The sequence below is a fragment of the Leifsonia tongyongensis genome (assembly GCF_010686705.1).
GTDB classification, from domain to species: domain Bacteria; phylum Actinomycetota; class Actinomycetes; order Actinomycetales; family Microbacteriaceae; genus Diaminobutyricibacter; species Diaminobutyricibacter tongyongensis.
Genome location: NZ_JAAGWY010000002.1, coordinates 477,674 through 503,283, shown reverse-complemented (window position 1 = coordinate 503,283; position 25,610 = coordinate 477,674). Strand labels below are relative to the sequence as shown.

Genomic DNA, 25,610 nt, shown 5'->3' with positions numbered 1-25,610 from the left:
CCTCAGTAACTCTTCACGTGAGGACGGTCGATGATGGCGCTCAAGCCTCCCTTCTCCCGCTCAGGCACGCAGTCCGGATTCAGCGCGGTGCCCGCGCGGCAGGGCCTCTACGACCCCGCGTTCGAGAAGGACGCGTGCGGGCTCGCCATGGTGGCGACCCTTCGCGGCACCGCCGGACACGACATCATCGATGCCGCACTCAACGCGCTGCGCAACCTGGAGCATCGCGGAGCGGTGGGCTCGGACGCCGGCACCGGTGACGGTGCGGGCATCATCACGCAGATTCCGGATGCGTTCCTCCGCGCGGTGTCAGGGCTCGACCTCCCCGCTGTCGGCCGTTACGCGGTCGGCAACGCGTTCCTGCCTTGCGAGCCGGACGAACGCGCTGCGGTGAAGGCTGCGATCGAGGCAATCGCTGTCGAAGAGGATCTCATCGTCATCGGCTGGCGCGACGTCCCCGTGCGGCCGGACGAGATCGGGTCCCTGGCGCGCGACGCCATGCCCGCCATCGAGCAGCTCTTCGTCGCGAGCACGCGGGAAGGCGAGTCGGGAGCGTCGGTCGGCGGGATCCTGCTCGACCGCCAGACGTTCCGAGCTCGCAAGCGCGTCGAACGCGAGCTCGACGTGTACTTCTCGTCGCTGTCGAGTCGCACCCTGGTCTACAAAGGGATGGTCACGACGCTGCAGCTCGAGCCGTTCTATCCCGACCTCTCGGACCAGCGTTTCGCCTCCAGGCTGGCGCTCGTGCATTCCCGGTACTCGACGAACACGTTCCCGTCGTGGCCACTGGCTCAGCCCTTCCGCATGATCGCCCACAACGGTGAGATCAACACCGTGCAGGGCAACCGCAACTGGATGCGCGCGCGCCAGTCCCAGCTCGAGAGCGACCTGCTCGGCGACCTCGCCCCCGTGTTGCCGATCGTCACTCCGGGCGCGAGCGACTCCGCTTCGTTCGACGAAGTGGTCGAGCTGCTGACCCTGTCCGGCCGTTCGCTCCCGCACGCCGTGATGATGATGGTGCCGGAGGCGTGGGAGAACCAGACGGAGATCGACCCGGTCCGCCGTGATTTCTACGAGTACCACTCGATGCTCATGGAGCCGTGGGACGGGCCCGCGGCCATCGTGTTCACCGACGGGTCGCTCGTCGGCGCGACGCTCGACCGCAACGGCCTGCGTCCCGGCCGGTATGTGATCACCGGCGACGGCCTGGTCGTCCTGGCCAGCGAGATCGGCGTGCTCGACATCGACCCGAGCCGGGTCGTGCGGAAGGGCCGCCTGCGCCCGGGGAAGATGTTCCTCGTCGACACCGTCGCGGGACGCCTCATCGAAGACGACGAGATCAAAGCGGAGCTCGCAGCGAGCGAGCCGTGGGGCGAGTGGCTCGAGCAGGGCCGGATCAACCTCAAGGATCTCCCGGAGCGCGAGCACATCGTGCACACGCCAGCCTCCGTCACCCGGCGTCAGCGCACCTTCGGCTACACCGAGGAAGAAGTGCGCGTCCTTCTCACCCCGATGGCGAAGACCGGCGCCGAGCCGCTCGGCGCCATGGGCTCGGACACGCCGGTCGCGGTGCTGTCCGAGCGGCCACGGCTGCTGTTCGACTACTTCACCCAGCAGTTCGCCCAGGTCACGAACCCGCCGCTCGACTCCATCCGCGAAGAGGTCGTGACGTCGCTGAAGCTCGGCCTGGGCCCTGAGCGCAACCTGCTCACTGCCGGCCCTGAGCACGCCCGTCAGGTCGTGCTCGACTTCCCGGTCATCGACAACGACGAGCTCGCGAAGATCCAGCACATCGATCCGCGCGCAGGCAGCCGGCTGACGACGACCCTCAAGGGCCTCTACCGAGCGGATGCGGGACCGGATGCGATGCAGGAACGGATCGCCGAGCTCTGCGACGAAGTCGACGAGGCGATCGAGGCCGGGGCGCAGTTCATCGTCCTCAGCGACCGCGACTCCAACCGCGACCTCGCACCGATCCCGTCGCTGCTGATGCTCGCAGGCGTGCACCACCACCTCATCCGCACCGAGAACCGGATGAAGGTCGGCATCATCGTCGAAGCGGGCGACGTGCGCGAAGTGCACCACGTCGCACTCCTGATCGGGTACGGCGCGTCCGCGATCAACCCGTACCTGGCGATGGAGACCTGCGAAGAGCTGGTGCGCAGCGGCATGATCACCGGTGTGACGCCGGAGAAGGCTGTCAGGAACGTGATCAAGGCGCTCGGCAAGGGCGTGCTCAAGATCATGTCGAAGATGGGCATCTCGACGGTGTCCTCCTACGCCGCCGCCCAGGCTTTCGAGGCGGTCGGCCTCAGCCAGGCGTTCGTCGACCAGTACTTCACCGGAACCACCAGCAAGCTGGGCGGCGTCGGAATCGAGGTCATCGCGGCCGAGAACCTGGCCAGGCACGCGAGCGCATACCCGCTCGACGGCGCCACGATCGCCCACGAGCGGCTCGCGACCGGGGGAGAGTACCAGTGGCGCCGCGACGGATCGCCGCACCTCTTCAACCCCGAGACGGTGTTCCGCCTGCAGCACTCGACACGCACCCGGCGGTACGACATCTTCCGCGAGTACACGCAGCTGGTCGACGACCAGGCGGCCGGCCTCATGACCCTGCGCGGGATGTTCAAGCTGCAGACCGGCGTGCGCCCGCCCGTGCCGCTCGACGAGGTCGAGCCGATCGAGTCGATCGTCAAACGGTTCTCGACCGGCGCGATGAGCTACGGTTCGATCTCGAAGGAAGCCCACGAGACGCTGGCCATCGCCATGAACAGCCTCGGCGCCAAGTCGAACACCGGTGAGGGCGGCGAAGACCTCGACCGCCTGCTCGACCCGGAGCGGCGCAGCGCGATCAAGCAGGTCGCATCCGGTCGCTTCGGCGTCACCAGCATGTACCTCACGCACGCGGACGACATCCAGATCAAGCTCGCTCAGGGCGCGAAGCCCGGCGAGGGCGGTCAGCTGCCTCCGACCAAGGTGTACCCGTGGATCGCGCGCACCCGTCACGCGACGGCAGGAGTCGGCCTCATCTCGCCGCCCCCGCACCACGACATCTACTCGATCGAGGATCTCAAGCAACTGATCTTCGACCTCAAACGCGCGAACCCGAACGCGCGCGTCCACGTCAAGCTGGTCAGCGAATCCGGTATCGGCGCCGTCGCCGCAGGTGTCGCGAAGGCGCTGGCGGATGTCGTGCTCGTCTCCGGCCACGACGGCGGCACGGGCGCAAGCCCGGTCAACTCCCTCAAGCACGCGGGCACGCCATGGGAACTGGGTCTCGCCGAGACACAGCAGACCCTGATGCTGAACGGGATGCGCGACCGCGTCGTCGTGCAGGTCGACGGCCAGCTGAAGACCGGTCGTGACGTCATCGTCGGCGCCCTGCTCGGCGCGGAGGAGTTCGGCTTCGCCACCGCTCCGCTCGTCGTCTCCGGCTGCGTGATGATGCGGGTGTGCCACCTGGACACGTGCCCGGTTGGTGTCGCGACACAGAACCCGGAACTGCGCGCACGGTTCAACGGCAAGCCGGAGTTCGTCGTGAACTTCTTCGAGTTCATCGCACAGGAGGTGCGCGAGTACCTCAGTGAGCTCGGATTCCGCACCATCGAGGAGGCCATCGGCCATCACGAGCTCCTCGACGTGAACGGTGCCATCGACCACTGGAAGGCGTCCGGGCTCGACCTGTCGCCCATCCTGGTCGGCCCGGAGTTCCCGGAGACCGCCCCGCGCAAGAACGCGCGACCGCAGGACCACGAACTCGACAAGCACTTCGACAACGCCCTCATCGCGCAGAGCGCCGCCGTGCTCGAGAAGGGCGGCCACATCGAGCTCTCGCTTCCCATCCGGAACACCGAGCGTGCCGTCGGCACGATGCTCGGTCACGAGGTGACAGTCCGCCACGGGGAGAACGGACTGCCGAACGGCGCCATCGACGTCACGCTCACCGGGTCGGCCGGACAGTCCCTCGGCGCCTTCCTGCCGAGCGGAATCACGCTGCGGCTCGAAGGCGACTCCAACGACTACGTCGGCAAGGGTTTGTCCGGCGGCCAGATCGTGCTGCGACCCGACCGCAACAGCGTGTTCCCGGCCGAACGCAACGTCATCGCCGGAAACGTCATCGGCTACGGCGCGACCCAGGGCAGCATGTTCATCCGGGGCATCGTCGGGGAGCGGTTCCTGGTGCGCAACTCGGGCGCCACGGCGGTCGTCGAGGGTGTCGGAGACCACGCGCTCGAATACATGACCGGTGGCCTCGCGGTGATCCTCGGAGGCACCGGCCGCAACCTCGGGGCGGGAATGTCGGGAGGCACGGCGTACGTGTACGAGCTGAAGCGCGAACGGGTCAACCGGGACGCGCTCGATTCGGGCGAACTCGAGCTGCTTCCGCTCGGCAGTGCCGACGTGGAGATCGTCCGCGACCTCCTCGAGCGCCACGTCGCCGAGACCGACTCGACCCTGGCGGCGAAACTGCTCGCCGACTTCGACGAGACCATGGCGAAGTTCGTGAAAGTCCTTCCGCGCGACTACGCCGCGGTACTCGAAATGCGACAGAACGCCGTCGACGAGGGGCTGGACCCCGACGGCGATGTCGTCTGGAACCGAATCCTGGAGGTGACCGGTGGCTGACCCGAAAGGCTTCCTCAAGGTTACGGAGCGCGAGCTCCCCAAGCGTCGCCCGGTCTCCGTGCGCCTGATGGACTGGAAAGAGGTCTATGAGGCCGGTAACCCGGCCGAGTTGCGCCGGCAGGCCGGCCGCTGCATGGACTGCGGTATCCCGTTCTGCCACCAGGGCTGCCCGCTCGGCAACCTCATTCCCGAGTGGAACGACCTGATGTGGCGCGGCGAGGGCCGCCAGGCGATCGAACGCCTGCACGCGACCAACAACTTCCCGGAGTTCACGGGCCGGCTCTGCCCGGCGCCGTGCGAGTCGTCCTGCGTGCTCAGCATCAACCAGCCCGCGGTCACCATCAAGCAGGTCGAGGTCTCGATCATCGACCAGGCCTGGCAGAACGGCTGGGTGCAGCCGCACCCCCCGGAGCGGCTGACGGGCAAGACCGTCGCCGTCGTCGGGTCCGGTCCCGCCGGGCTCGCGGCCGCCCAGCAGCTGACTCGTGCCGGACACACGGTGGCCGTCTACGAGCGCGACGACCGCATCGGCGGTCTTCTCCGGTACGGCATCCCCGACTTCAAGATGGAGAAGAAGCACCTCGAGGCGCGTCTCAACCAGATGATGGCCGAGGGCACGCGGTTCCGCGCCGGCGTGAACATCGGCGTGGACATCACCTGGGACGCACTGCGCACGCGCTACGACGCCGTCGTGGTCGCGACGGGCGCGATGGTCCCACGCGACCTTCCCATCCCCGGGCGTGACCTGAGCGGCGTGCACTTCGCGATGGAGTACCTCGTGCAGCAGAACAAGGTCGGCGCCGGCGACAGCGTCCCCGACCAGATCACCGCGGAAGGCAAGCACGTCGTCGTCCTGGGCGGCGGCGACACCGGCGCGGACTGCATCGGCACGGCTCACCGCCAGGGCGCGGCATCCGTCACCAATCTCGCCATCGGCAAGCAGCCACCGGAGGAGCGGCCGTCGCACCAGCCGTGGCCCATCACGCCGACGCTCTTCGAGGTGCAGACCGCGCACGAAGAAGGCGGCCGTCGCGAATACCTGGCGTCGACCGTCGAATTCCTCGCGAACGACTTCGGCGAGGTGCGGGCGATCCGCGTCGCCGAGACCGAATACCTCGACGGCCGGCGGGTACCCAAGGCCGGCACCGAACGGGAGATCCCGGCCGACCTCGTACTCCTCGCGCTCGGTTTCACCGGCCCCGAGTCGGACGACCTCGGCAGCCAGCTCGAGGTGCCGTTCGACGGACGCGGCAACGTCGAACGTGACGGCGACTACCAGACGAGCCAGCCCGGTGTGTTCGTCGCGGGAGACGCAGGCCGCGGCCAGTCGCTCATCGTCTGGGCGATCGCCGAAGGACGGGCAGCGGCATCCGCTGTCGACCGGTATCTTGAGGGAGAGACGCAGTTGCCTTTCCCGGTGAAGCCGACCGACCGCGGCATCCTCGTCTAATCGAAACGAACATCACGCGCGGCACTGCCGCACGCCCCGAACCCACAACGAATGAATCGAGCGCCGCTCGCGGTGCAGAATCACGGAGCAAAAGGAAGAAATGAGACGGGCAAAAATCGTCGCGACCCTCGGGCCGGCGACATCGAGCTATGAGAACATCCGCGCGATCATCGACGCGGGTGTGGATGTGGCTCGCATGAACCTGAGCCACGGAAGCTACGACGTGCACGAGGCCGTCTACGCCAACGTGCGGCGAGCGACGGAGGACTCCGGGCGCGCCGTCGCGGTGATGGTCGACCTGCAGGGCCCGAAGATCCGGCTCGGCAAATTCGAGGCGGGCCCCTACGAGCTCGCCGAGGGCGACATCTTCCGCATCACCACCGAAGACCTCATCGGCACCAAGGAACTCTCGTCGACGACGTTCAAGGGCCTGCCCCAGGACGTGAAGCCGGGCGACTTCCTGCTGATCGACGACGGCAAGGTCAAGGTGCGGGTGCTCGAGACCGACGGCACCGTCGTCACCACCGAAGTGGTCGTGGCCGGCCCGGTGTCGAACAACAAGGGCATCAACCTGCCGGGCGTCGCGGTCAACGTGCCGGCGCTCTCCGAGAAGGACGAGGCTGACCTCCGCTGGGGCCTCAAGCTCGGCGCCGACCTGATCGCCCTCTCCTTCGTGCGCAACGCCTCCGACATCGAGCGCGTGCACGAGATCATGGCCGAAGAGGGTCGCAAGATACCCGTCATCGCCAAGATCGAGAAGCCCCAGGCCGTTGACAACCTCGAAGAGATCATCGAAGCGTTCGACGCGATCATGGTCGCGCGCGGCGACCTCGGTGTCGAGCTGCCCCTGGAGGCCGTGCCGATCGTGCAGAAGCGCGCGGTCGAACTCGCGCGCCGGATGGCCAAGCCCGTCATCGTCGCCACCCAGATGCTCGAATCGATGATCTCCAGCCCGGTGCCGACGCGCGCCGAGACCTCGGACGTCGCCAACGCCGTGCTCGACGGTGCCGATGCCGTGATGCTGAGCGGTGAGACCAGCGTCGGCGAGTACCCGGTCATCACGGTGCAGACCATGGCCAGGATCGTCGTGTCGACCGAGGAGCACGGTCTCGACCGCATCGCGCCGCTCGGCACCAAGCCGCGTACACAGAGCGGCGCGATCACGCTCGCCGCGGTCGAAGTGGCCGACTTCGTCGAGGCCAAATACCTCTGCGTCTTCACCGAATCCGGGGACTCCGCGCGCCGCATGTCGCGACTGCGCAACGCCATCCCGATCCTCGCCTTCACTCCCGACCCGGCCATCCGCCGCCGCATGGCGCTGTTCTGGGGCGTCGAGTCGTTCGTCGTCGACCGCGTCACCCACACCGACCAGATGGTCGCCCAGGTCGACGAGGTGCTGAAGGCGAACGGCCGCGCAACCGACACGGAGAAGGTCATCATCATCTCGGGTTCCCCTCCCGGAATCCCCGGCACGACCAACGACCTTCGCGTTCACAAGGTCGGTGACGTGCTGTAAGTCGTCTCCCCGAACGGCCCGCGACATTCATCCGTCGCGGGCCGTTCGCGTTCGGCTACGCTGTCGGGCGTGACCGCAGACGAGCCAGGTGCTCCCGTCGGCGCAACATCGGATGTCCCCGGTGCCGCCGAACGGCGCCATGCGAGCTGGCTGGAACTCTTCTTCGATCTCGTGTTCGTCGGCTTCGTCGGTCAGTTGGCCCTGCGTCTCCACGGCAACCCGTCCGTCGGTGACTTCGCCGTGTTCGTGCTCCTGTTCTTCCCGGCATGGTGGCTGTGGATCGACGTCCTGCTTACCGCCAACCTGTTCGGACGCCGCGCCTCGGGTGCGATGTGGGGCGTCCTGCTTCCGATCATGTTCGCGGTCGGGGTGATGGCCGCGGCAGTATCGGCCGACTTCTCCGAGCGTGCCTGGGCGTTCGGAGCGGCCAATGCCCTGGCGCGGCTCATGCTCCTGCCGATCTGGCTCATCGCCGCACGGAAGAAGAAGCTCGCCTGGCAGCGCCCGATCGTCTACAACGGCTTGACCGCGGTCCTGTGGGGAGTTTCGGCGGCAGCGCCGGTGCCGTACATCTATTTCGTCTGGGTCGTCGCGATGGCGATAGAGCTGGTGCTGTCGTACGGCATCGGGCGGCGGGCAGACCGGCTGGGCGGCGGGATCGACATCGAGCACATGGCCGAGCGGATCGGGCTATTCGTCGTGATCGTCTTCGGCGAGTCGATCATCAGCCTCATCGTCGCGGCGTCCGAGCACTGGAACGCCGCTGCCGCCGTCACCGCACTGTTCGGTTTCGCGGTGGTCGCACTGCTCGCCTGGTCGTTCTTCACCTACGGTGCGGAACTCGCGGAACGATCATGGCGCGAACTCAACGCGCGGGGCGATGTCGCTGCCCTCCGCGACACGGCGACCTACCTTCCGTTCTTCCTCGTGATCGGGGTGGTGTCGATGGCGGCCGGACTCGGGACTGCCGTCTCCGATGCTGCGGTCCCACTTCCGATAGGCGCTGCGGTGGCGCTCTGCGGCGGCATCGCGCTCTTCTATGCGACGAACGGGGCCGTGTCCCTCCGGTACGGACAGCGGGCGCGGCGCGTGCTCGTCTGGTCGGTTCCGGGAGTGGTCGGGCCGCTCATCCTGATCGCGATCTCCGGGTTCGTCACGGCTGTGGTGCTGGTCGGCATCCTTGCGGCGTTCCTCGCCGTGCTGATCCTGACGATTCGCTTTCGCCGGCCGCTGGCTGACGACTCCTGAGGGGCCGCCGCCAGTGGCGTCTGCTATTCGGCGCTGCTGACGATCGTGCCGATGCCGAGCACAGCGAGGATCGTGGCTGAGACCCGCTCGAGCACCTTCGTGACGCGCGGCCGGCGAAGCCAGACCACCGCGCGGGCCGCGATCACCGACACGATCGCGAGGTAGGCGAGCGCCACGAGCGCGTCGATCGCGCCGAGCAGCATGGTGTTGCCGATCGACGCGCCGTTCGCCGGGATGAACTGGGGCGCGACCGCGAGGAAGAACAGCCCGACCTTCGGGTTCAGCATCGTCGAGATCATGCCGGCCAGCAGGCTCGAGTGGATGCGCGCCCGCGGCACGGCGGGTTCCGCACCCTCTGTTCCGGCTCGGCGGCTCGCGAGGAAAGCACTGACCCCGAGGTAGAGCAGGTAGAGGCCGCCGATGATCTTGACGACGCGGTACGCTTCGGCGGACTGCTCGAGCAGCGCCGCGAGGCCGAATGCCACCGCCGCCGCCCAGACGAGCGAGCCGATCGCCGACCCCATCGACGCGGCGACACCGGCGCGCACCCGCACGAGGCTGTACCGGAGAACGAGGAACGTGTCCGGACCAGGCGTCAGCGCGAGCAGGACGCAGAGCCCGGTGAAGGCCAGTATCGAGGGGAGCGTCATGCCGCCAGTCTAAATGGGGCGCACCTGCGGGCGACAGGTCGGCGTACGCCCGCTCAGGTCAGCGACTCGGCGGTGGTCTCGAGGTCGGAGCGCGGATGCTCGCGCTGGGTCGCGATCGTCACACCGGCGGCGAGACACACGACGACGATGCCGACGACCTGCACGGGCGTGAACGACTCGCCGAGCACGAGCACGCCGAAGATCGCTGCGATCACCGGGCCGAAACTGGTGATGATCGCGTACAGGCGCGGCGGGATGCGGCGCAGGATGAACGTATCGAGGCTGTACGGAATCGCGGACGACAGCACCCCGGCCGTCACCAGGAGCGCGATGACCCGCAGATCGATCTTCGCGTAGTCGACGACGATCAGTGCGATCGGCAACAGGATGGCCGTCGCCACCACGCTTGCGACGCTCAGCCCCTCGAGCCCCGGCAATCCGACAGCGACTCGACGGGTGAGCAGGATGTAGGCCGCCCAGGCCGCGGCAGCCGTGAGTGCGAACACGACTCCGAGCGGGTCGATGGTCCCTGTCGTACCGGTGAGCAGAACGACGCCGGCGGCCGCGATGATCGCGCACGCGACGTCGAGCAGGCGCCTGGACCCGGCGAGGGCCAGCGCGAACGGACCGAGGAATTCGATGGTCGCGGCGATACCGAGGCCCAGGCGTCCGACAGCCTCGTAGAACGAGAGGTTCATCGTGGCGAGGACGATACCGAGCGCGAGCGCCGGCCACAATCGCTGCCAGGTGAGTTCGCGACGCTTGGGGCGGTAGAACGGGAGGACGGCGATCGCGGTGATCACCTGGCGCACGGCGACGACGACGACCGCGCCGACGATCGGGATGAGCAGGCCGGCCACAGCTGACCCGAAGTTGATGCTGACCTCGGTGGCGACCTGGGTGCCCGCGCCGATAAGGCGGTCGCGTTTCGAAGTCACTCGTCGAGCCTAGAGGGCGCGGTCACTCGTCGCGAACCGTGCCGCGCACGTCGGATGGAGCCGTCAGCCCTCGAGCTCGAGTCGCATGATCGCACGGGTCGCCGAGGGGCGCCGGACGACGGTGAACCCGCCGGACTCGAACAGCGACACGGTGCCGTGGAACCGTTCGGCCGCCGTCAGCGAAGGCCGCGCAGCGGGGTCCACGGGGTAGCCCTCGATCACGGCCGCCCCGCCCGAGCGCGCATATTCGACCGCGCCCCGCAGCAGCTCACGAGCGACACCCTTTCGACGGTGTTCGAGCCGGACGACGAAGCAGGTCACCGCCCAGAGATCGGCGACCGGGTCGCCGTCGAGACGTTTGGTGATCGGGGAGCGCGCGAGACCGGGGTAGGCCGCGTACGGTTCGATCGCCGACCATCCGACGGGTTCGTCACCCTCCCAGGCGATCACGCCGGCCGTCGGCGAGACCGAGGTCTGCTCATGGAGAAGCTCGCGCTTCTCTTCTCGACTGGCGGCGCGATACTCGGCACCGGTGAGCTTGAACCACTGGCACCAGCATCCGCTCGGGTCGCCGCGCTGGCCGAAAACCCGCTCAAGCTCGGGCCACGTCTCTGCCGTGGCAGGCACCACTCGCATCGTCGTCGACGTCATGGGCTCAGGCTAGCGGCGACCGCCGACACGTGAATGTCTACGGAACGAATGTACGGACGGATTGCGCATCCGGGCCACCTTCCTAGGATGGAACCACCCGAGTCATCCCGTCCTGTGCCGCCAGCGGCACCGAGAATGCATGGAAGGACTTCGTGAACGCCGAAACCGACGCATCCGCCGGCCCCTGGGCCCGCCGGGCACGATCCGAACTCTCGCCTGAAACTCTCGACCAGCTGGATGCGTGGTGGCGCACCGCCAACTACCTGTCGGTGGGCCAGATCTACCTTCTGGACAATCCGCTGCTCCGCACACCGCTGACCCGCGATCACATCAAGCCCCGGCTGCTCGGTCACTGGGGGACCACGCCGGGACTCAACTTCGTCTACGCGCACCTGAATCGTGCGATCCGCGAGCGCGGGCTCAACACGATCTACATCGCGGGCCCCGGGCACGGCGGCCCGGGGATGGTCGCCAACGCGTACCTCGACGGCACCTATACCGAGATCTACAACACAATCGACCGCACGGAGGACGGCCTGAGGCGCCTCTTCCGCCAGTTCTCGTTCCCGGGCGGGATCCCGAGCCATGCGGCCCCGGAGACGCCCGGCTCCATCCACGAAGGCGGTGAACTCGGCTATTCGCTCTCGCACGCGTACGGCGCCGCGTTCGACAACCCCGGCCTTCTGGTGGCGGCCGTCGTCGGCGACGGCGAGGCCGAGACCGGTCCGCTCGCTACCGCGTGGCACTCGAACAAGTTCCTCGACCCGGCCCAGGACGGCGTCGTGCTGCCGATCCTCCACCTCAACGGGTACAAGATCGCCAACCCGACCGTGCTCGCGCGGATCCCCGAAGAGGAGCTCTTCGAGCTGATGCGCGGCTACGGGTATACGCCCTACCTCGTTTCCGGCGGCTTCGACGGCGAAGACCCTCGCGCGGTACACGAACGGATGGCCGCCACTCTCGACGACATCCTGGACCGGATCGCGGACATCAAAGCCGCGGCCGCCGATGGCACGCTCGACGGCCGGCCGGCGTGGCCGATGCTCATCCTGCGCACCCCGAAAGGCTGGACGTGCCCGAAGGAGATCGACGGGCACCCGGCCGAGAACAACTGGCGGGCCCACCAGGTTCCGCTGCCGGATGCGCGCGACACCGAGGCGCACACGCACCTGCTCCAGGAATGGCTCGAGTCGTACCGGCCCGACGAGCTGTTCGGCGACGACGGGGCGCCGGTGCCGCTGGCCACCGCGCTCGCGCCCGACGGCGAGCGGCGGATGAGCGCGAACCCCGTCGCGAACGGCGGGCTTCTGCGGAAGGACCTTCGACTTCCCGACTTTCGCGACTACGCCGTCGAGGTGCCCTCGCCGGGCGGGTCCGACAGCGAAGCGACGAAAGTGCTCGGCGAGTGGCTGCGCGACGTGATCCGTGACAACCCGCACAACTTCCGCATCTTCGGACCGGACGAGACGGCATCCAACCGCCTGAGCGCCGTGTTCGAGGCGACGGACAAGCAGTGGAACGCCGAGTTCTGGCCGATCGACTCCGACAACCATCTCGCACGCGCCGGCCGCGTGCTCGAAGTGCTGAGCGAACACCAGTGCCAGGGCTGGCTGGAAGGCTACCTGCTCACCGGTCGCCACGGGATCATCAATTCGTACGAGGCGTTCGTGCACATCGTCGACTCGATGTTCAACCAGCACGCCAAATGGCTGAAGACCTCGCGCCGCATCCCGTGGCGAGTGCCGATCGCCTCACTGAACTACCTGCTCAGCTCACATGTCTGGCGCCAGGACCACAATGGTGCATCCCACCAGGATCCCGGCTTCATCGACCATGTGGTCAACAAGAAGGCCGACGTCGTCAGGGTGTACCTGCCGTTCGACGCGAACACGCTCCTCTCGACCTACGACCACTGCCTACGTTCGGTCGACTACGTGAACGTCGTCGTCGCCGGCAAGCAGCTCGCCCCCAACTGGCTCACGATGGATCAGGCCGTGGAGCACTGCACGCGCGGAATCGGCCTGTTCGACTGGGCCGGCACGGAGGTCGAAGGCGAGGAGCCGGATGTGGTGCTCGCGGCCGCCGGCGACATCCCGACCCTCGAGGTGCTGGCCGCCGCCTCCATCCTGCGTGAACGCGTGCCGTCGCTGCGGGTCCGCGTCGTCAATGTCGTCGACCTGATGCGCCTCCAGTCGGAGGACGTGCATCCGCACGGACTCAGCGACCGCGAGTACGACGCGATATTCACGACCGACAAGCCGGTGATCTTCGCGTACCACGGGTACCCGTGGCTCATCCACCGCCTCACCTACCACCGCGCGGGCCATGACAACCTGCATGTCCGCGGCTACAAGGAGGAGGGCACCACCACGACGCCGTTCGACATGGTCATGCTCAACGACCTCGATCGGTACCACCTGGTCATCGACGTGCTCGACCGGGTCCCCGGGCTCGGGGCACGCGAGGGGGCGTTCCGTCAGGAGATGCAGGATGCCCGGCAGCGGGCTCGCGCCTACACGCGCGAACGCGGCGAGGACATCCCCGAGGTGGCGGAGTGGTCGTGGTCGGGGGAGAAGGGCGCGGTCCGGTCGGACGACACGGGCGGCGACAACGCGTAGAGCGCGGAGAACGCCGTGAGAAGCAAGGGTGCCTGTTGACCCGAACAACAGGCACCCTTACTTGCATAATTCTTCCGGATGCGCGGACGAATTCCGGGGTGTTCCGGCGCGAGTCGGATTCTGGAGCGGTCAGATTTCCTTGGCACTCAGAGCGGCGGCGTGGTCACCGGATCGACCGGCGTCAGCGTGGGGATCTTCGCGGTGCGGCCGTCACCTGAGGAACGACCTGTCAGGCGACGACCGACCCACGGGAGGACGTATTCGCGGTAGTACGCGATCGTATTGCGCGAGCGCGGGCCGCCGGGCGCCGACGCGACCTCCTCGACACCCCACTCGGCCGGCACGGACACGGCCAGCGCGGTCAGCACATTGCTGGCGACGCGTGCGTGACCGAGGGCGTTCAGGTGCAGCTTGTCGGAGGACCAGTAGCGGGCGTCACCGAGGCCCTCGTCGGCCCAGTTGTCGACGAACGTCGTGTTCGCACGCGGGAAGAGCACGCGCACGGCCGCATCGAGCTCGTCGCCCCGCTTGCGCATCACATTGCCGAGCGGAAGGTGCCTGCTCGGGTTCGCGCCGCTCAGCAACAGCATGTGGATGCCCGCCTCGGTCACCCGGTTCGCCGCCGTCTCGAGCATGGTCACCACGTTCTGCATCGACACCTTCGGCCGCATGATGTCGTTGCCGCCGCCGTTGAGGCTGATCATCTGGGGCAGTTGGGCGATTGCGGGGGAGAGCTGCTCGTCCAGCAGGGGCCGCAGCTTGCGACCGCGGATCGCGAGATTCGCGTACAGGACCGGCTCCGGGGACGCGGACGCGAGGCCGATGGCCACGAAATCCGCCCACCCGCGCGTCCGGCCGTCGGGGAGCTCGTCGCCGACGCCCTCGGTGAAGCTGTCGCCGATCGCGATGTAACTGCTGAACATGATCCTTACGCTACCGCCACGCGGGTCGGGCGGATGCTCACCCGATGAGCGCGATCCAGCTGCGCAGGTGCTCCACGGTGACGCCGCTGTAGCCCGCGGTCGAGGCGAAAGCGGTGCGGACCGCATCCGTCTCGGAGACCAGGGCCGCTTCACCGTCGTCGGCGAAGGTGAGCTGCGGGCCGCCTGCGACCTCCGGGGTGTCCGTCTCGACGCCGATCGTGAAGGGCTTTCCGGCGGCACCTGCAGCGTCGGCCGCGGGCTGCGCGAGTGCGACGATGCCGTCGGATCCCGCGGCGTGGTCTGCGAAGGCCACGATCGCGACGCTGTCCAGCTCGGGGAGCAGGGCGTCGAACACCGTGCCGGCTCCCGAGGGGACCGTGGCGAGCCACCAGGGCAGGTCGACGCCGAGAGGTAGCGGACCGGCTGCCGACTTGGCGGTCTGGAGAAGCGTGACGAACGCTGGCGTGATGCTCGCGAAGTCGGGGTGCGCCTGCCCCGCCCACGGCTCGATGTCGAGTTGGACCGCGTCGAAGGGCGCCGCGGCACGGGCATCCGTGATCCACTGGGCGACCAGCGTCGGGTTGGCGAGCCAGGACGCGTCGCCGCCGAGAGCCGAAACGCGCACACCGACGCTGTGGAGTGCATCCACCGACTCGGCGAGCCACGTGCCGATCGCTCCCTGGTTCGCCGCCCATGGCACCGACAGGTAGACCGACGTCAGGCCGTGCTCGTGGGCGAACGCGGCGAGCGCGGCGGGGGCGAGGGCGGCCTGACCGAGTCCGCGATTGTCAGCGGACGGGTCGACGGAGTTGCCCCACGCCCACATGCTGGTGATGGCTGATGCGCTGGGGCTCGCTGATGCGGTCGCGCTCGGCGGCGTCTCGTCAGCGTTTGCAGCTGTCGCGGTCATGAGTAGGGCTCCCGTCCCGGCCAGCCCGGCCATCAGCGCCGCGATAGCGACGCGGCCGAGTCGCCGCAGAGAGATCTTCGTCGGCGCCATTTCTTCCCTCATCACTGGTCCGCGGAGGCCCTAAGGGGCGCGGATGCCGGTGCTGCGTTTCGGGACGTCAGCGAAAACGGTGGAGCTGGGTAAGCGTTCCCATCATGCCCTATGTTCGGGTCAGCCGAGAGACGGCTTGATGTCGCGGTTGATCGAGTCGAGAATCTTCGCGTTGAAGTCGACGCCCAGCTGGTTCGGAACGGTGACCAGCACGGTATCGGCCAGTTGTACCGCCTCGTCCTGGGCGAGCTCGGCCGCGATCTTGTCAGGCTCGCCGACGAAGCTGCGGCCGAAGCGGGCGAGACCGCCGTCGAGGTGGCCGACCTGATCCCGCGACTCCACCTCGCCCCGTGCGCCGAAGTACCGCCGCGTCTCGTCATCGATGATCGGGATGACGCTGCGGCTGACGGAGACGCGCGGTTCGCGTTCGTGGCCGGCCTCGCGCCACGCATCCCGGAACATCCGGATCTGCTCGGCCTGGAGCTGATCGAAGGGAACACCGGTGTCCTCCGTCAGCAGTGTGGAGCTCATGAGGTTCATGCCCTGATTCGCCGTCCAGACCGCTGTCGCGCGCGATCCGGCGCCCCACCAGATGCGTTCGGACAGTCCGGGGGAGCGCGGCTCGATCGCAAGCGGCTGCTCCACGCCCGTCATCTCCGGATTGGACATCGCGGCACCGGCGCCCGCTATCACCGCACGGAAGACCTCGGTGTGACGACGTGCCATGTCGGCGTCGGTCTCGCCGTCCGCGGGGACGAACCCGAACGACTCGTAGCCGCGCATCGCCGTCTCAGGTGAACCGCGACTCACGCCGAGCTGAAGGCGCCCGTCGCTGATCAGGTCGGCGGCAGCCGCATCCTCCGCCATGTACAGCGGGTTCTCGTAACGCATGTCGATGACGGCGGTGCCCAGTTCGATCCTGTTCGTGCGGGCGCCCATGGCTGCCAGAAGGGGGAACGGGGAGGCGAGCTGGCGCGCGAAATGGTGCACGCGCACGAAAGCGCCGTCGAGCCCGAGCTTCTCGGCGGCGACCGCGAGCTCGATGGTCTGCACGAGGGCGTCCCTGGCCGTGCGGGCGACCGAGCCGGGGATGGGCTGCCAATGACCGAAGGAGAGGAATCCGATGCGCTTCACGATGAAGGCAGCGTATCCGCCTTCCGATGTATTCCGCACGGTATCCGACCGTGCGACGCTTGGAGTAGTTCACAACGACTTCGCAGCCAGGAACAAGTGCTCCGGGACCACGCGAGGCGTACCCTCGAATCAGGATCACCCGACTGGAGGACCCATGTCGACTCGTGTGTGGCTGCGCTGGCTTCCGGCCGTCGTCGTGCCTGCGGTGATCGCTGCAGGAGCAGTGATCATCCCGATGCAGGCGGGCGCCGCGGTGAACCTGCCCGCCAAGACGCCGAGCGAAGTCCTCGCCCTGGTCGCCGGCAGCCAGGTCGAGACGTTCTCGGGCACGGTCGAGCAGAGTTCGAACCTCGGACTCCCTGAGCTGCCCACCACGGGGCCCGGCTCGAATTCGAGCCAGGCGTCGATGCTCGACCTCGTGACCGGTTCGCACACGGCACGCGTGTACGCCGACGGCCCGACGAAGGAGCGCATCCAGGTCATGGATTCGCTGGCGGAGCGCGACGCGATCCGGAACGGCACCAACGCGTGGCTGTACACGTCGAAGGACAACACGGCGACCCACATCACCTTGCCGTCGAAGACCGCGAGCGCGCCGGCTTCGCCTGAGCAGGCGCTCACCCCGTCGGAGGTCGCCGACAAGCTCCTCGCCAAGGTCGACCCGGCCACGACGGTCACCCTGGGCGACAACCAGTCCGTCGCCGGGCGCAACGCCTACGAGCTCATCCTCACGCCCAAGACCTCGGGGACACTGGTCGGTTCGGTCGCCATCGCGGTCGACGCCGAGACCGGGCTTCCCCTGCGGGTCGTCGTCGACGCCCGCGGACAGCACGACCCGGCATTCAGCGTCGGATTCTCGTCGATCGATCTGGGCACCCCTGCCGCGAGCCTCTTCACGTTCGCGCCGCCCGCACACGCGACGGTGAAGGAGCAGGCCCTGCCGACCACACCGGGCACGCACACCGAGACGGGAACGCACGCGAAGCCGACCGTCACCGGATCGGGCTGGGACGCGGTGGTCGAGCTGAAGGTCGGGTCCGTACCGGCGTCCGTGACGAGCGACCCGCTCTACGGCGAACTGACCACGCCGGTGTCTGGCGGCCGCGCGTTCTCCACATCGCTCGTGTCCGTGCTGATCACCGACGACGGCCGGGTATTCGCCGGGGCCGTCCCGGTCTCGCGCCTCGAAGCCGTGGCCGCCCAGTGACAGGCGACCGCCGGTGACAGACGACGTTTCGCTCGCCCAGCCGGCGATCGAGACGGTCGGACTGACCAAACGCTTCGGCTCGCACACGGCCGTGGACAACATCGCGCTGGCGGTTCCACGCGGTTCGGTCTTCGGGTTTCTCGGCCCCAACGGGTCCGGTAAGACGACCACGATCCGCATGCTGCTCGGTCTTGCGGGCGCCACGGCGGGGCAGATCCGCGTGCTCGGCGAGGAGATGCCGAGAGGCGTGTCCGACGTGCTTCCACGGGTCGGCGCGCTCGTCGAAGGTCCCGCCTTCTATCCCTTCCTGTCGGGGGCTGCGAACCTGACGCGGCTCGACTCCGCCAACCGGCGGTCGTCCCCACGCACGCGGCGCGATCGTGTTGCGGAGTCCCTGGAGCGTGTCGGACTGTCGCACGTTGCACGGAAGCGGGTCAAGGCCTACTCCCTCGGCATGAAGCAACGGCTCGGGCTGGCGAACGCCCTCCTTGCGCCACGCGAACTACTGGTGCTCGACGAGCCGACCAACGGACTCGACCCCCAGGGCACGCGTGAGGTGCGCAACCTCATCCGTTCACTCGCCGGCGGCGGCACGACCGTGTTCGTCTCCAGCCATCTGCTCGCCGAGATCGACCAGATCTGCACCCACGCGGCGATCATGAGCAATGGCTCGCTCGTCGCCCAGGGCACGCTCGAAGACCTGCGCCGCGCCGGCAGCCCGGGAGTAGAACTGCGAACGCCCGATGCGGTGGCTGCACGACGCGTGCTCGGCTCGCTCGGATTCGAGGTGGATGCGGGCGCTCCGGAAGGCGCATCCAGCGACCCCGCCGCCTCCCGCGACATTGTGGTGGCCGCGCACACCGACCGCGCATTCGCACCGGAAGAGATCGTCGCCGCGCTCGTGGGCGCCGGGGTGCGCATCCGCGGCTTCACCGTCACCAGTGCCAGTCTCGAGGAGCGGTTCGTCGCCCTCACCGGCGAAGGGTTCGACGTTGCCGAGTGAAGCCGCGGTCGCGGCGGCCCCGGAGGCGGCGGAACGCTCCGCGTCGGGTTGGAGCCTGCTCTGGTCCGAGATCTCCGTGCTCTTCCGCCGCTGGCGCACGTGGGCGCTGCTCGCCGCACTTGCGGGCGTCCCGATCCTCATCGCCGTCGCCGTGCGCCTCCGGGAGAACGGCGCGAACTCGGGGCGCGGCCCGCAGTTCCTCAACGAGATCACCCACAACGGCATCTTCGTGACGTTCACGGCGCTCGTCGTCTGCGTTCCGCTGTTCCTCCCGTTGACCATCGGCGTCGTCGCCGGCGACACGATCGCGGGGGAGGCGTCGCACGGCACCCTGCGCTATCTGCTCGTCGGACCGGCCGGCCGCGTCCGTCTCCTCGTCGTCAAATACATCGGCGCCGCTGCGTTCTGCGTGGCTGGAACGCTCGTCGTGATCGTGGCCGGCGTGCTCATCGGAGCCGCGCTGTTCCCGATCGGTCCGGTGCCGCTGCTCTCCGGCGACACGGTGAGCATCGGCGATGCGCTCATCCGCCTGCTGCTGGTCGCCGCCTATGTGACCGTCTCCCTGCTCGGCCTCTCGGCGATCGGCCTCTTCCTCTCGACACTCACCGATGTGCCGGTCGGCGCCATGGCCGCGACCATCGTGCTGTCGATCGCATCCGAGGTGCTCGACTCGCTGCCGCAGGTCGACTGGATCCACCCGTGGCTGTTCAGCCATTACTGGCTGGGATTCGCCGACATGCTACGGCAGCCGCTGTCGTGGGAGTCGTTCGGGCAGAACGCGCTGCTGCAGCTGGGCTACATCCTGGTGTTCGGCGCACTCGCTTTCGGCCGGTTCACGACCAAGGACATCCTGTCGTAGGACGCGGAGCGCTTACTCGTTCGCGTGCTGCTGCCGGAGCCAGACGAGGATCTCGGTCGCTACGTCGCGCCAGCCGTGGTCGATGGTGAGCGAGTGACCGCGTCCGTGGAACTTCGTGAGGTCGGTTACGGCGTTCGAGTCCCGGTACTGTTTCAGGGTCGCCTCCGTCGTCACATCGGGAACGGTGTGGTCCTTCGTGCCCGACACGAGCAGCAGCGGCCCACGGTCCTCGTTACCGGTGTCGACCTTCGCCTGCGAGTGCACGCGGAAGTTCGCGGATGCGGCTTCGAACAGCGGACGGGCCGGTGACGGTATCGCCCACGCGTCGAACAGCTCCTTGGACTCCTCGTCGGTGAGTTCGTTGCCGAAGCCGAACTTGAACTCCTTCTCGGTGAGCGCCACGGAGCGCTTCAGGTTCGCCGGGTTGCCGAGACCGGGAAGCGCGGCCTTCAGCTGGGCTAGCGGCAACGGGAGCACGCCTTTGATCTGGGCCGGGTCGATGGCGACACCGGCGTTGCCGTAGCCCTGCCCGATCAGCTTCTCGGTGATGAGACCGCCGAAGGAGTGGCCGATGATGACGGGAGGGGTGTCGAGCGCCTCGATGATCGCAGCGTAGTGTCCGGTGATGTCGTCGATGCTCTTGTCGGCTACGGCATCCGGATTCGCGCGCGCCTCCTCGACGCTTCCCGGCTCATCCGGCCAGCCGGGGGCGACGGGGTCGTAACCCTCGTTGCGGAAGAAGTCGATCCACGGATTCCAGCTGGTGGCGTGAAGCCACAGACCGTGGATGAAGACGACGGGCTGACCTGCCATGTGCGTTGACCTTTCACCGGGCGCCGCCACGCGGCGCGTTCGACCGAGCGGAGTGAAACAGTGTGAAAGCCGGCGATCGTTGCACCACCGACCCCGCACGCCACAGGCTATGCCCGCAGGCCGACGCGGATCAACGGTCTGTTACCGTGGGCACATGTTCGACTGGCTCTGCGCCGCGTGCGCGGTCGAGTATTCGCCCGGCGAGCAGCCCCCTGCCGAGTGCCCGATCTGCCGGGATGAGCGCCAGTACGTTCCGCTCTCCGGCCAGCGGTGGACCTCGCTCCAGCAGCTGGCCGAGCAGGGCAGCAGGGTCGAGATCACGGAGGGGGAGCCCGACCTCTATGTGCTCAGCACCGTACCCGAGACCGGGATCGGCCAGTTCGCGAAACTCGTGCGCACGAGCGAAGGCAACCTGCTGTGGGACCCGACCGGGTTCGTCGACGAGGCCGCTGCGGAGAGGGTCCGCGAACTCGGTGGCGCGCGCTTCGTCGTGGCCAGCCACCCGCACATGTACGGCGCACAGACCACCTGGGCACGGCTGCTGGATGCGACGGTGCTGGTCGCCGACGCCGACCGCGACTGGGTGCAGCGGGCCGATCCGCGCATCCGCACCTTCAGTGGCGATGTCGAGCTCCTTCCCGGCGTCACGGTCAGGACCATCGGCGGTCATTTCCCTGGAAGTGCGATCGTGCACTGGCAGCAGGGCGCAGAGGGCCGTGGAGTGGTGCTCGCCGGGGACACGTTCTTCCCCGGTCCGTCGGGTCGCTGGGTCACCTTCATGCGCAGCTACCCGAACGCGATTCCGCTCTCGGCCTCGGTCGTCGCACGGGTCGCAGGCGCTGTGACAGCGCATCCGTTCGACCGTGCCTACGGCAATTTCGGCAACCGGATCATGACGGATGCCCGTGGAGCGGTCCAGCGCTCGGCCGACCGCTACATCGCGTGGGTCAGCGGGGCGAACGACCACCTCACCTGAGACACGGGTTTCGGGAACGAGTCGCTACGTAAATTGCGCGTTAACAGGCGAGAAACCTTCGGCGCGCACGGGTGAAAACCCATTGGGGACGCCTATCGTCGCTTCATCGATCGGAGTACGACGACAGGCGGTGAACACGATGTACGCAGACGTATTCGATCTCGTGGATGCGGGCGAGGGACGCTGGGACGTGCAGCAGCACGGCACCCTGTTGGTGGCCGGCCAGGTCTGCCGGACCCACATGGGCTTCGTGCTCTGGGACTGGCTCGACCGGCAGCTCGGCACCTACGACACCATCGAGGAGGCGTTGCGCGCGCTCGTCCGGTTCGGTGACCGGGCGAGCGGCGCGACCTCATACTGACGCCGGCTCCCCGTACGATGTGCGGATGGCCACTTCAGCGGATGTCCGGCTCCCCGACGGGCGGACCATACGCGTCTACGACAGCGGCACGACCGGATCCGGCGAGCTGACGGTCGTCTGGTTCCATGGCTCACCCCAGACGGGCGCACTCCTCACGCCGCTCCTCGATGCGGCGACGGCGCGCGGTATCCGCCTGCTCTCGTACGGGCGGCCGGGGTACCGGGGCTCGACCCGGGTGCCCGGACGTGCGGTGTACTCGGCGGCCGACGATGTCGCCGGGTTCGCCGACGCGCTCGAGCTCTCGCAGTTCGCGGTCATGGGCGCATCCGGGGGAGGACCGCACGCGCTCGCGTGCGCCGCACGTCTTCCCGGCCGCGTGACGGCGGCGGTCACGTTCGCCACTCTCGCTCCGTTCGACGCCGGATTCGACTGGTTCGCCGGCATGGTCTCGGACGGCGCCTTGCGGGCAGCGGTGGACGGCCCGGATGCCCGAACGAGGTTCGAAGAGACGGCTGAGTTCGATCCGGCGAGCTTCAACGCCCGCGACTATGCGACGCTCGCCGGCTCGTGGAAGTCGCTCGGCGCCGATGTCGGCGTCGCGTCGGCGGACGGGCCGGACGGCCTGATCACCGACGATCTCGCCTTCGTCGCGCCGTGGGGGTTCGACGTCGCCGCCATCGCCGCACCGACGCTGCTCGTGCACGGCGGCGACGACCGGGTGGTGCCCGCCGCCCACTCGGATTGGCTCGTCCACCACATCGACGACGCGGAACTCTGGCTCCGCCCGCGCGACGGCCACATCTCGGTCCTGGAGGCCGCACCCGTCGCGTTCGACTGGCTGCGCGCGCACGCCGGCTGATCCGGTCCTGGGGCGGTTCTCAGTCTTCCGCTGGGCCCAGGTCGACGGTCGCGAGCACCTGTCGTCCGCCCGGCGATGAACGCGGTGCCATGTCGACGAGGGCGACCTGGGCGAGGGTCAGCTCGTCGCCTTCTGCGGCGTGGCGCTCACCTTTGACGGTGACATGCGGCCGGTACGGGCCGGGCTGGAAGGACCGCTCGCTCGAGGGAGCTGCGAACGGATGGAGGGCTGTGACGAGCGCATCGTGAAGGCCGGTGAGTCGCACGTCGTCCTCGACCAACGCCACGGGAACATCGTGCCGCCGCCCGAACATCGCTGGGCGTCCGGCGCGCACCTCGAAGCGCGGAAGGCCCGCCGTGGTCTCGGCGATGACGCGCGCGAGGTCGTCGACCGTCGCGTGCGTGCTGAACGGCGGGACGACCGTGATGTGGAGCGGCCACTCCCGCACGGCGAAGCGCGTACCCGCGTGCAGCGGCTCCAGAGGGACGACGACGACGACCCGCAGCATGTGCCGAGTCTAGAAGCTTCGAAGGTCCGAAGGCTGTCGCACCCCATTCCCAGTCCACCCGGCCAGAGTGAAGGTCTGGCCTCTCGAAGAACGGGTACCCACGGGACGATGACAGCACCGGCCATCCACAGCATCCCGGCGGAACGACGACACGCGCGGGTGCTCCCTGCCGTCCTGACCGATAAGGCCTCGCTGATCGTCGCTGTGATCGCGTTCGCCTGCGCGGTCGCGGCATGGCTCCGCATCCCCTCGATCGCGCGCAACACCCTCTGGGCCGAGGACGGCCGCAACTTCCTGCAGGACGCCGTGAACCACGGGCCGTTTGCCTCTCTCGCCATCCCGTACGCCGGCTACCTGCACACGATCCCGCGCATCGTCGCCTCCGTCACGGTGACCTTCGTTCCGGTCGCGCAGTGGGCGGATGCGATGACTGCAGGCTCCTGCCTCGTGGCGGGCATCCTCGCGGCGGTCGTGTACGTCTGCACGCGGGACGTCGTCCCGTGGCTGCCCGGGCGCATCCTGATCGCCGGACTGACCGTGCTCGCTCCGCTCGCTCCACGCGAAGTGCTGGGCAATGCGGCCAACCTCCACTCGCTCGTCCTGTGGACCGTCTTCTGGATGCTGCTCTACACGCCGCGAACGCGAACCGGATCGATCGTCCTCGGCGCCGTCGCTTTCCTCGGGGCAGCAACCGAGATCCAGTGCCTGTTGCTCCTGCCTCTCGCCCTCATCCGATGGCGTGAGCGGCGGCGCTGGCCGATCCTCGGCGGCCTGGCCGCGGGGCTCACGATGCAGCTGTTCGTCACGCTGCTCTGGCCGAGACCGCAGTCCGGGCATCCGCCGGTCGAAACTCTTTCGATCGCGTACGGCTACCTGATCAATGCCGTCATGCCATTGGTGACGCCGCAGAACGCGATCGGGCCCGTCCTCGCGAGCACCGGCCCTGCCGTCGGACTGGTCGTCCTCACGGCGATCGCCGGGGCGCACGCCTACGTGATGATCCGGGGAGGGACGATCCAGCGGATCGCGGCGGCCGGGCTCGTCGCAGCGTCCATCGGTGTCTACTCGGCTTCGGTGCTCAGCAATCCCAACACGTTCTACGACTACGTCCGGTTCGATCGCGCGCAACTCGAGCAGGTGTGGCTCGCCCGGTACGGAGTCGTCCCCTCGATGATGCTCGCCGCGATCGTGGTGCTCGCCGTCGCGCTTGCCGTCTCGCGCCGGACGGTCGGCACCGCGAAGGGACTGCTCGGCGAGCGGCGGCGGCGGATCACCGGCAGCGTCGCCCTGGCTGTCGTCGCCGCCCTTCTACTCATGCAGTTCGTCCCTCAGGACACGCGCCGCTCAGCCGGACCGCAATGGTCGCCGCAGGTGACCGCAGCCGCCCGTGCCTGCGAACGGCTGCCGGACGACTACGTGTTCCACCTGCGCGAGACGATCACCTGGCATGTCTGGCTGTCGTGCCGCACCCTCGACCCACCGGGCGCTTAGCCGCGACCGACGGTTCAGCCGAGAGCTTTCAAGTCAGCCTGCAAGGCGGCTTCGTCGAAGCCTTCGAGGGACTTGCCGGCGGTGAGCATCTCCTTCGACAGGTAGGCGATGCCCTCGTCCATGTAGGTCTGCAGGAAGTCCGGGTCCATGGGATGCAGCTTTCCCCAGGTGACGATGAGGAAGTGCGTGCCGTCGAACCCGACGAGCGGAATGTAGTGTCCGCCCTCGATCTTGGAACCCGGCACAACCGACCACGGCTGCCCCTTGTTGAACTGGTCCATCGCCGATGCGGGGAACTTCACCCCGATACCGACCGCGCCGAACAGGTAGCACGCCAGCTTGACGTCATCCAGGTTGCCCACGCCGAGAGCGAGGTACGCCGCGACCTTGTGCCGCTTGCCGTCGGCATCGATGATGCCCGTCTTTCGGCGGTACGACGCCGCAACCGACATGTCCGTGCCCTGGTCGCTGTTCGGGTCGGACGGGTTGAAGCCGGTGACCTTCGAATAGTCGGAGAGGACCGTCTTGTCGGTGAAGGTGAAGGCGTGCTTGGCCTCGTCCCCCCACAACATCGTCTCGTGGGCGGCACCGGCCCAGACGCAATCGCCGTACTGGTCGTTGCCCAGCATCCCGATCGGCGCGGACGCATAGAGATCCTGGTGTCCGAAGGTCGGAGGCACCGGCGGCAGTTTCGTCGCGTCGAGGAAAGCCGAGAAGCGGAACGTCACGGCGCCTTCGCGTGCGGGTAGTTTGCCCAGCTTGAAATCAGCCATTGT

The 25,610-nt window shown here is 68.1% G+C and carries 21 protein-coding genes; 12 read left to right on the top strand and 9 right to left on the bottom strand.

Annotation, left to right across the window (positions count from 1 at the left end):
• The first annotated feature begins 33 nt into the window (after positions 1-33).
• The 4 genes from gltB to G3T36_RS10305 all read left to right on the top strand — a co-directional run bounded on the left by gltB (position 34) and on the right by G3T36_RS10305 (position 8,843).
• Positions 34-4,629: a glutamate synthase large subunit gene (gltB, locus tag G3T36_RS10320; protein ID WP_163290288.1), complete on the top strand. Its 4,596-nt coding sequence runs from the start codon at positions 34-36 to the stop codon at positions 4,627-4,629.
• On the top strand, positions 4,622-6,079 hold the full coding sequence (locus G3T36_RS10315; protein WP_163289704.1) for a glutamate synthase small subunit: 1,458 nt from the start codon (positions 4,622-4,624) through the stop codon (positions 6,077-6,079). Before gltB ends, G3T36_RS10315 begins: the two co-directional genes overlap by 8 nt.
• A 100-nt stretch (positions 6,080-6,179) precedes the next feature.
• Positions 6,180-7,595, top strand: a complete 1,416-nt coding sequence (gene pyk, locus G3T36_RS10310) for a pyruvate kinase (protein ID WP_163289703.1) — start codon at positions 6,180-6,182, stop codon at positions 7,593-7,595.
• Between the two features lie 69 nt (positions 7,596-7,664).
• Complete coding sequence (locus G3T36_RS10305; RefSeq protein ID WP_163289702.1) at positions 7,665-8,843, top strand: low temperature requirement protein A; 1,179 nt, start codon at positions 7,665-7,667, stop codon at positions 8,841-8,843.
• Between the two features lie 23 nt (positions 8,844-8,866).
• Here the strand turns inward: G3T36_RS10305 and G3T36_RS10300 are convergent, their stop codons facing one another.
• From G3T36_RS10300 to G3T36_RS10290, 3 genes are all read right to left on the bottom strand, one after another.
• Entirely contained in the window at positions 8,867-9,493 is a 627-nt protein-coding gene (locus tag G3T36_RS10300) for a LysE family translocator (RefSeq protein ID WP_163289701.1), read from the bottom strand.
• A gap of 53 nt (positions 9,494-9,546) precedes the next feature.
• Complete coding sequence (locus G3T36_RS10295; protein WP_163289700.1) at positions 9,547-10,431, bottom strand: EamA family transporter; 885 nt, start codon at positions 10,429-10,431, stop codon at positions 9,547-9,549.
• A gap of 63 nt (positions 10,432-10,494) precedes the next feature.
• The gene (locus G3T36_RS10290; protein WP_163289699.1) at positions 10,495-11,082 is read right to left on the bottom strand and encodes a GNAT family N-acetyltransferase; all 588 of its coding nucleotides are present in this window, start codon (positions 11,080-11,082) and stop codon (positions 10,495-10,497) included.
• A 152-nt stretch (positions 11,083-11,234) separates the two neighbouring features.
• Here G3T36_RS10290 and G3T36_RS10285 point away from each other — a divergent pair, with 152 nt between their 5' ends.
• Positions 11,235-13,700 carry a phosphoketolase gene (locus G3T36_RS10285; RefSeq protein WP_163289698.1) on the top strand — a complete coding sequence of 822 codons (2,466 nt, stop codon included), beginning with the start codon at positions 11,235-11,237 and terminating at the stop codon, positions 13,698-13,700.
• A 146-nt stretch (positions 13,701-13,846) separates the two neighbouring features.
• Here the strand turns inward: G3T36_RS10285 and G3T36_RS10280 are convergent, their stop codons facing one another.
• From G3T36_RS10280 to G3T36_RS10270, 3 genes are all read right to left on the bottom strand, one after another.
• Positions 13,847-14,623, bottom strand: coding sequence for an SGNH/GDSL hydrolase family protein (locus G3T36_RS10280; RefSeq protein ID WP_163289697.1), 777 nt, complete (start codon positions 14,621-14,623; stop codon positions 13,847-13,849).
• Positions 14,624-14,660: 37 nt separating this feature from the next.
• Positions 14,661-15,623 (bottom strand): hypothetical protein, encoded by a 963-nt coding sequence (locus G3T36_RS10275; RefSeq protein WP_240148432.1) that lies wholly within the window; start codon positions 15,621-15,623, stop codon positions 14,661-14,663.
• A 120-nt stretch (positions 15,624-15,743) separates the two neighbouring features.
• A complete protein-coding gene (locus tag G3T36_RS10270; protein WP_338031542.1) occupies positions 15,744-16,757 on the bottom strand; it encodes an LLM class flavin-dependent oxidoreductase in 1,014 nt (337 codons plus the stop codon).
• A 154-nt stretch (positions 16,758-16,911) separates the two neighbouring features.
• Here G3T36_RS10270 and G3T36_RS10265 point away from each other — a divergent pair, with 154 nt between their 5' ends.
• From G3T36_RS10265 to G3T36_RS10255, 3 genes are read left to right on the top strand one after another with little or no spacing between them, the layout of a single operon-like run.
• Positions 16,912-17,964: a LolA family protein gene (locus tag G3T36_RS10265; protein WP_193571063.1), complete on the top strand. Its 1,053-nt coding sequence runs from the start codon at positions 16,912-16,914 to the stop codon at positions 17,962-17,964.
• A 13-nt stretch (positions 17,965-17,977) separates the two neighbouring features.
• Positions 17,978-18,967, top strand: coding sequence for an ATP-binding cassette domain-containing protein (locus G3T36_RS19825; protein ID WP_163289696.1), 990 nt, complete (start codon positions 17,978-17,980; stop codon positions 18,965-18,967).
• The gene (locus tag G3T36_RS10255; protein ID WP_240148431.1) at positions 18,957-19,826 is read left to right on the top strand and encodes an ABC transporter permease; all 870 of its coding nucleotides are present in this window, start codon (positions 18,957-18,959) and stop codon (positions 19,824-19,826) included. Before G3T36_RS19825 ends, G3T36_RS10255 begins: the two co-directional genes overlap by 11 nt.
• Before the next feature lie 12 nt (positions 19,827-19,838).
• On the opposite strand, the gene G3T36_RS10250 is transcribed toward G3T36_RS10255, so the two are convergent.
• Positions 19,839-20,639 carry an alpha/beta hydrolase gene (locus tag G3T36_RS10250; protein WP_163289694.1) on the bottom strand — a complete coding sequence of 267 codons (801 nt, stop codon included), beginning with the start codon at positions 20,637-20,639 and terminating at the stop codon, positions 19,839-19,841.
• Between the two features lie 154 nt (positions 20,640-20,793).
• Between G3T36_RS10250 and G3T36_RS10245 the strand changes: the two genes are divergently transcribed.
• The 3 genes from G3T36_RS10245 (at position 20,794) to G3T36_RS10235 (ending at position 22,835) form a co-directional block, all read left to right on the top strand.
• Positions 20,794-21,615, top strand: a complete 822-nt coding sequence (locus tag G3T36_RS10245) for an MBL fold metallo-hydrolase (RefSeq protein ID WP_163289693.1) — start codon at positions 20,794-20,796, stop codon at positions 21,613-21,615.
• A gap of 139 nt (positions 21,616-21,754) precedes the next feature.
• Positions 21,755-21,976: a hypothetical protein gene (locus tag G3T36_RS10240; RefSeq protein ID WP_163289692.1), complete on the top strand. Its 222-nt coding sequence runs from the start codon at positions 21,755-21,757 to the stop codon at positions 21,974-21,976.
• A gap of 25 nt (positions 21,977-22,001) precedes the next feature.
• Positions 22,002-22,835 (top strand): alpha/beta fold hydrolase, encoded by an 834-nt coding sequence (locus G3T36_RS10235; protein ID WP_163289691.1) that lies wholly within the window; start codon positions 22,002-22,004, stop codon positions 22,833-22,835.
• A 19-nt stretch (positions 22,836-22,854) separates the two neighbouring features.
• On the opposite strand, the gene G3T36_RS10230 is transcribed toward G3T36_RS10235, so the two are convergent.
• Positions 22,855-23,343 (bottom strand): 2'-5' RNA ligase family protein, encoded by a 489-nt coding sequence (locus G3T36_RS10230; protein WP_163289690.1) that lies wholly within the window; start codon positions 23,341-23,343, stop codon positions 22,855-22,857.
• Between the two features lie 108 nt (positions 23,344-23,451).
• Between G3T36_RS10230 and G3T36_RS10225 the strand changes: the two genes are divergently transcribed.
• Complete coding sequence (locus G3T36_RS10225) at positions 23,452-24,834, top strand: hypothetical protein (protein ID WP_163289689.1); 1,383 nt, start codon at positions 23,452-23,454, stop codon at positions 24,832-24,834.
• 14 nt (positions 24,835-24,848) lie between these two features.
• Here the strand turns inward: G3T36_RS10225 and G3T36_RS10220 are convergent, their stop codons facing one another.
• On the bottom strand, positions 24,849-25,607 hold the full coding sequence (locus tag G3T36_RS10220) for a hypothetical protein (RefSeq protein WP_163289688.1): 759 nt from the start codon (positions 25,605-25,607) through the stop codon (positions 24,849-24,851).
• Positions 25,608-25,610: the final 3 nt, after the last annotated feature.

Bases quoted from the DNA above. Each gene is read 5' to 3' on its own strand.
- G3T36_RS10245 (WP_163289693.1), top strand. From the start codon at position 20,794: ATGTTCGACTGGCTCTGCGCCGCGTGCGCGGTCGAGTATTCGCCCGGC.
- G3T36_RS10300 (WP_163289701.1), bottom strand. From the start codon at position 9,493: ATGACGCTCCCCTCGATACTGGCCTTCACCGGGCTCTGCGTCCTGCTC.
- G3T36_RS10280 (WP_163289697.1), bottom strand. From the start codon at position 14,623: ATGTTCAGCAGTTACATCGCGATCGGCGACAGCTTCACCGAGGGCGTC.
- pyk (WP_163289703.1), top strand. From the start codon at position 6,180: ATGAGACGGGCAAAAATCGTCGCGACCCTCGGGCCGGCGACATCGAGC.
- G3T36_RS10230 (WP_163289690.1), bottom strand. From the start codon at position 23,343: ATGCTGCGGGTCGTCGTCGTCGTCCCTCTGGAGCCGCTGCACGCGGGT.
- gltB (WP_163290288.1), top strand. From the start codon at position 34: ATGGCGCTCAAGCCTCCCTTCTCCCGCTCAGGCACGCAGTCCGGATTC.
- G3T36_RS10235 (WP_163289691.1), top strand. From the start codon at position 22,002: ATGGCCACTTCAGCGGATGTCCGGCTCCCCGACGGGCGGACCATACGC.
- G3T36_RS10290 (WP_163289699.1), bottom strand. From the start codon at position 11,082: ATGACGTCGACGACGATGCGAGTGGTGCCTGCCACGGCAGAGACGTGG.
- G3T36_RS10220 (WP_163289688.1), bottom strand. From the start codon at position 25,607: ATGGCTGATTTCAAGCTGGGCAAACTACCCGCACGCGAAGGCGCCGTG.
- G3T36_RS10275 (WP_240148432.1), bottom strand. From the start codon at position 15,623: ATGGCGCCGACGAAGATCTCTCTGCGGCGACTCGGCCGCGTCGCTATC.
- G3T36_RS10240 (WP_163289692.1), top strand. From the start codon at position 21,755: ATGTACGCAGACGTATTCGATCTCGTGGATGCGGGCGAGGGACGCTGG.
- G3T36_RS10225 (WP_163289689.1), top strand. From the start codon at position 23,452: ATGACAGCACCGGCCATCCACAGCATCCCGGCGGAACGACGACACGCG.
- G3T36_RS10265 (WP_193571063.1), top strand. From the start codon at position 16,912: ATGTCGACTCGTGTGTGGCTGCGCTGGCTTCCGGCCGTCGTCGTGCCT.
- G3T36_RS10250 (WP_163289694.1), bottom strand. From the start codon at position 20,639: ATGGCAGGTCAGCCCGTCGTCTTCATCCACGGTCTGTGGCTTCACGCC.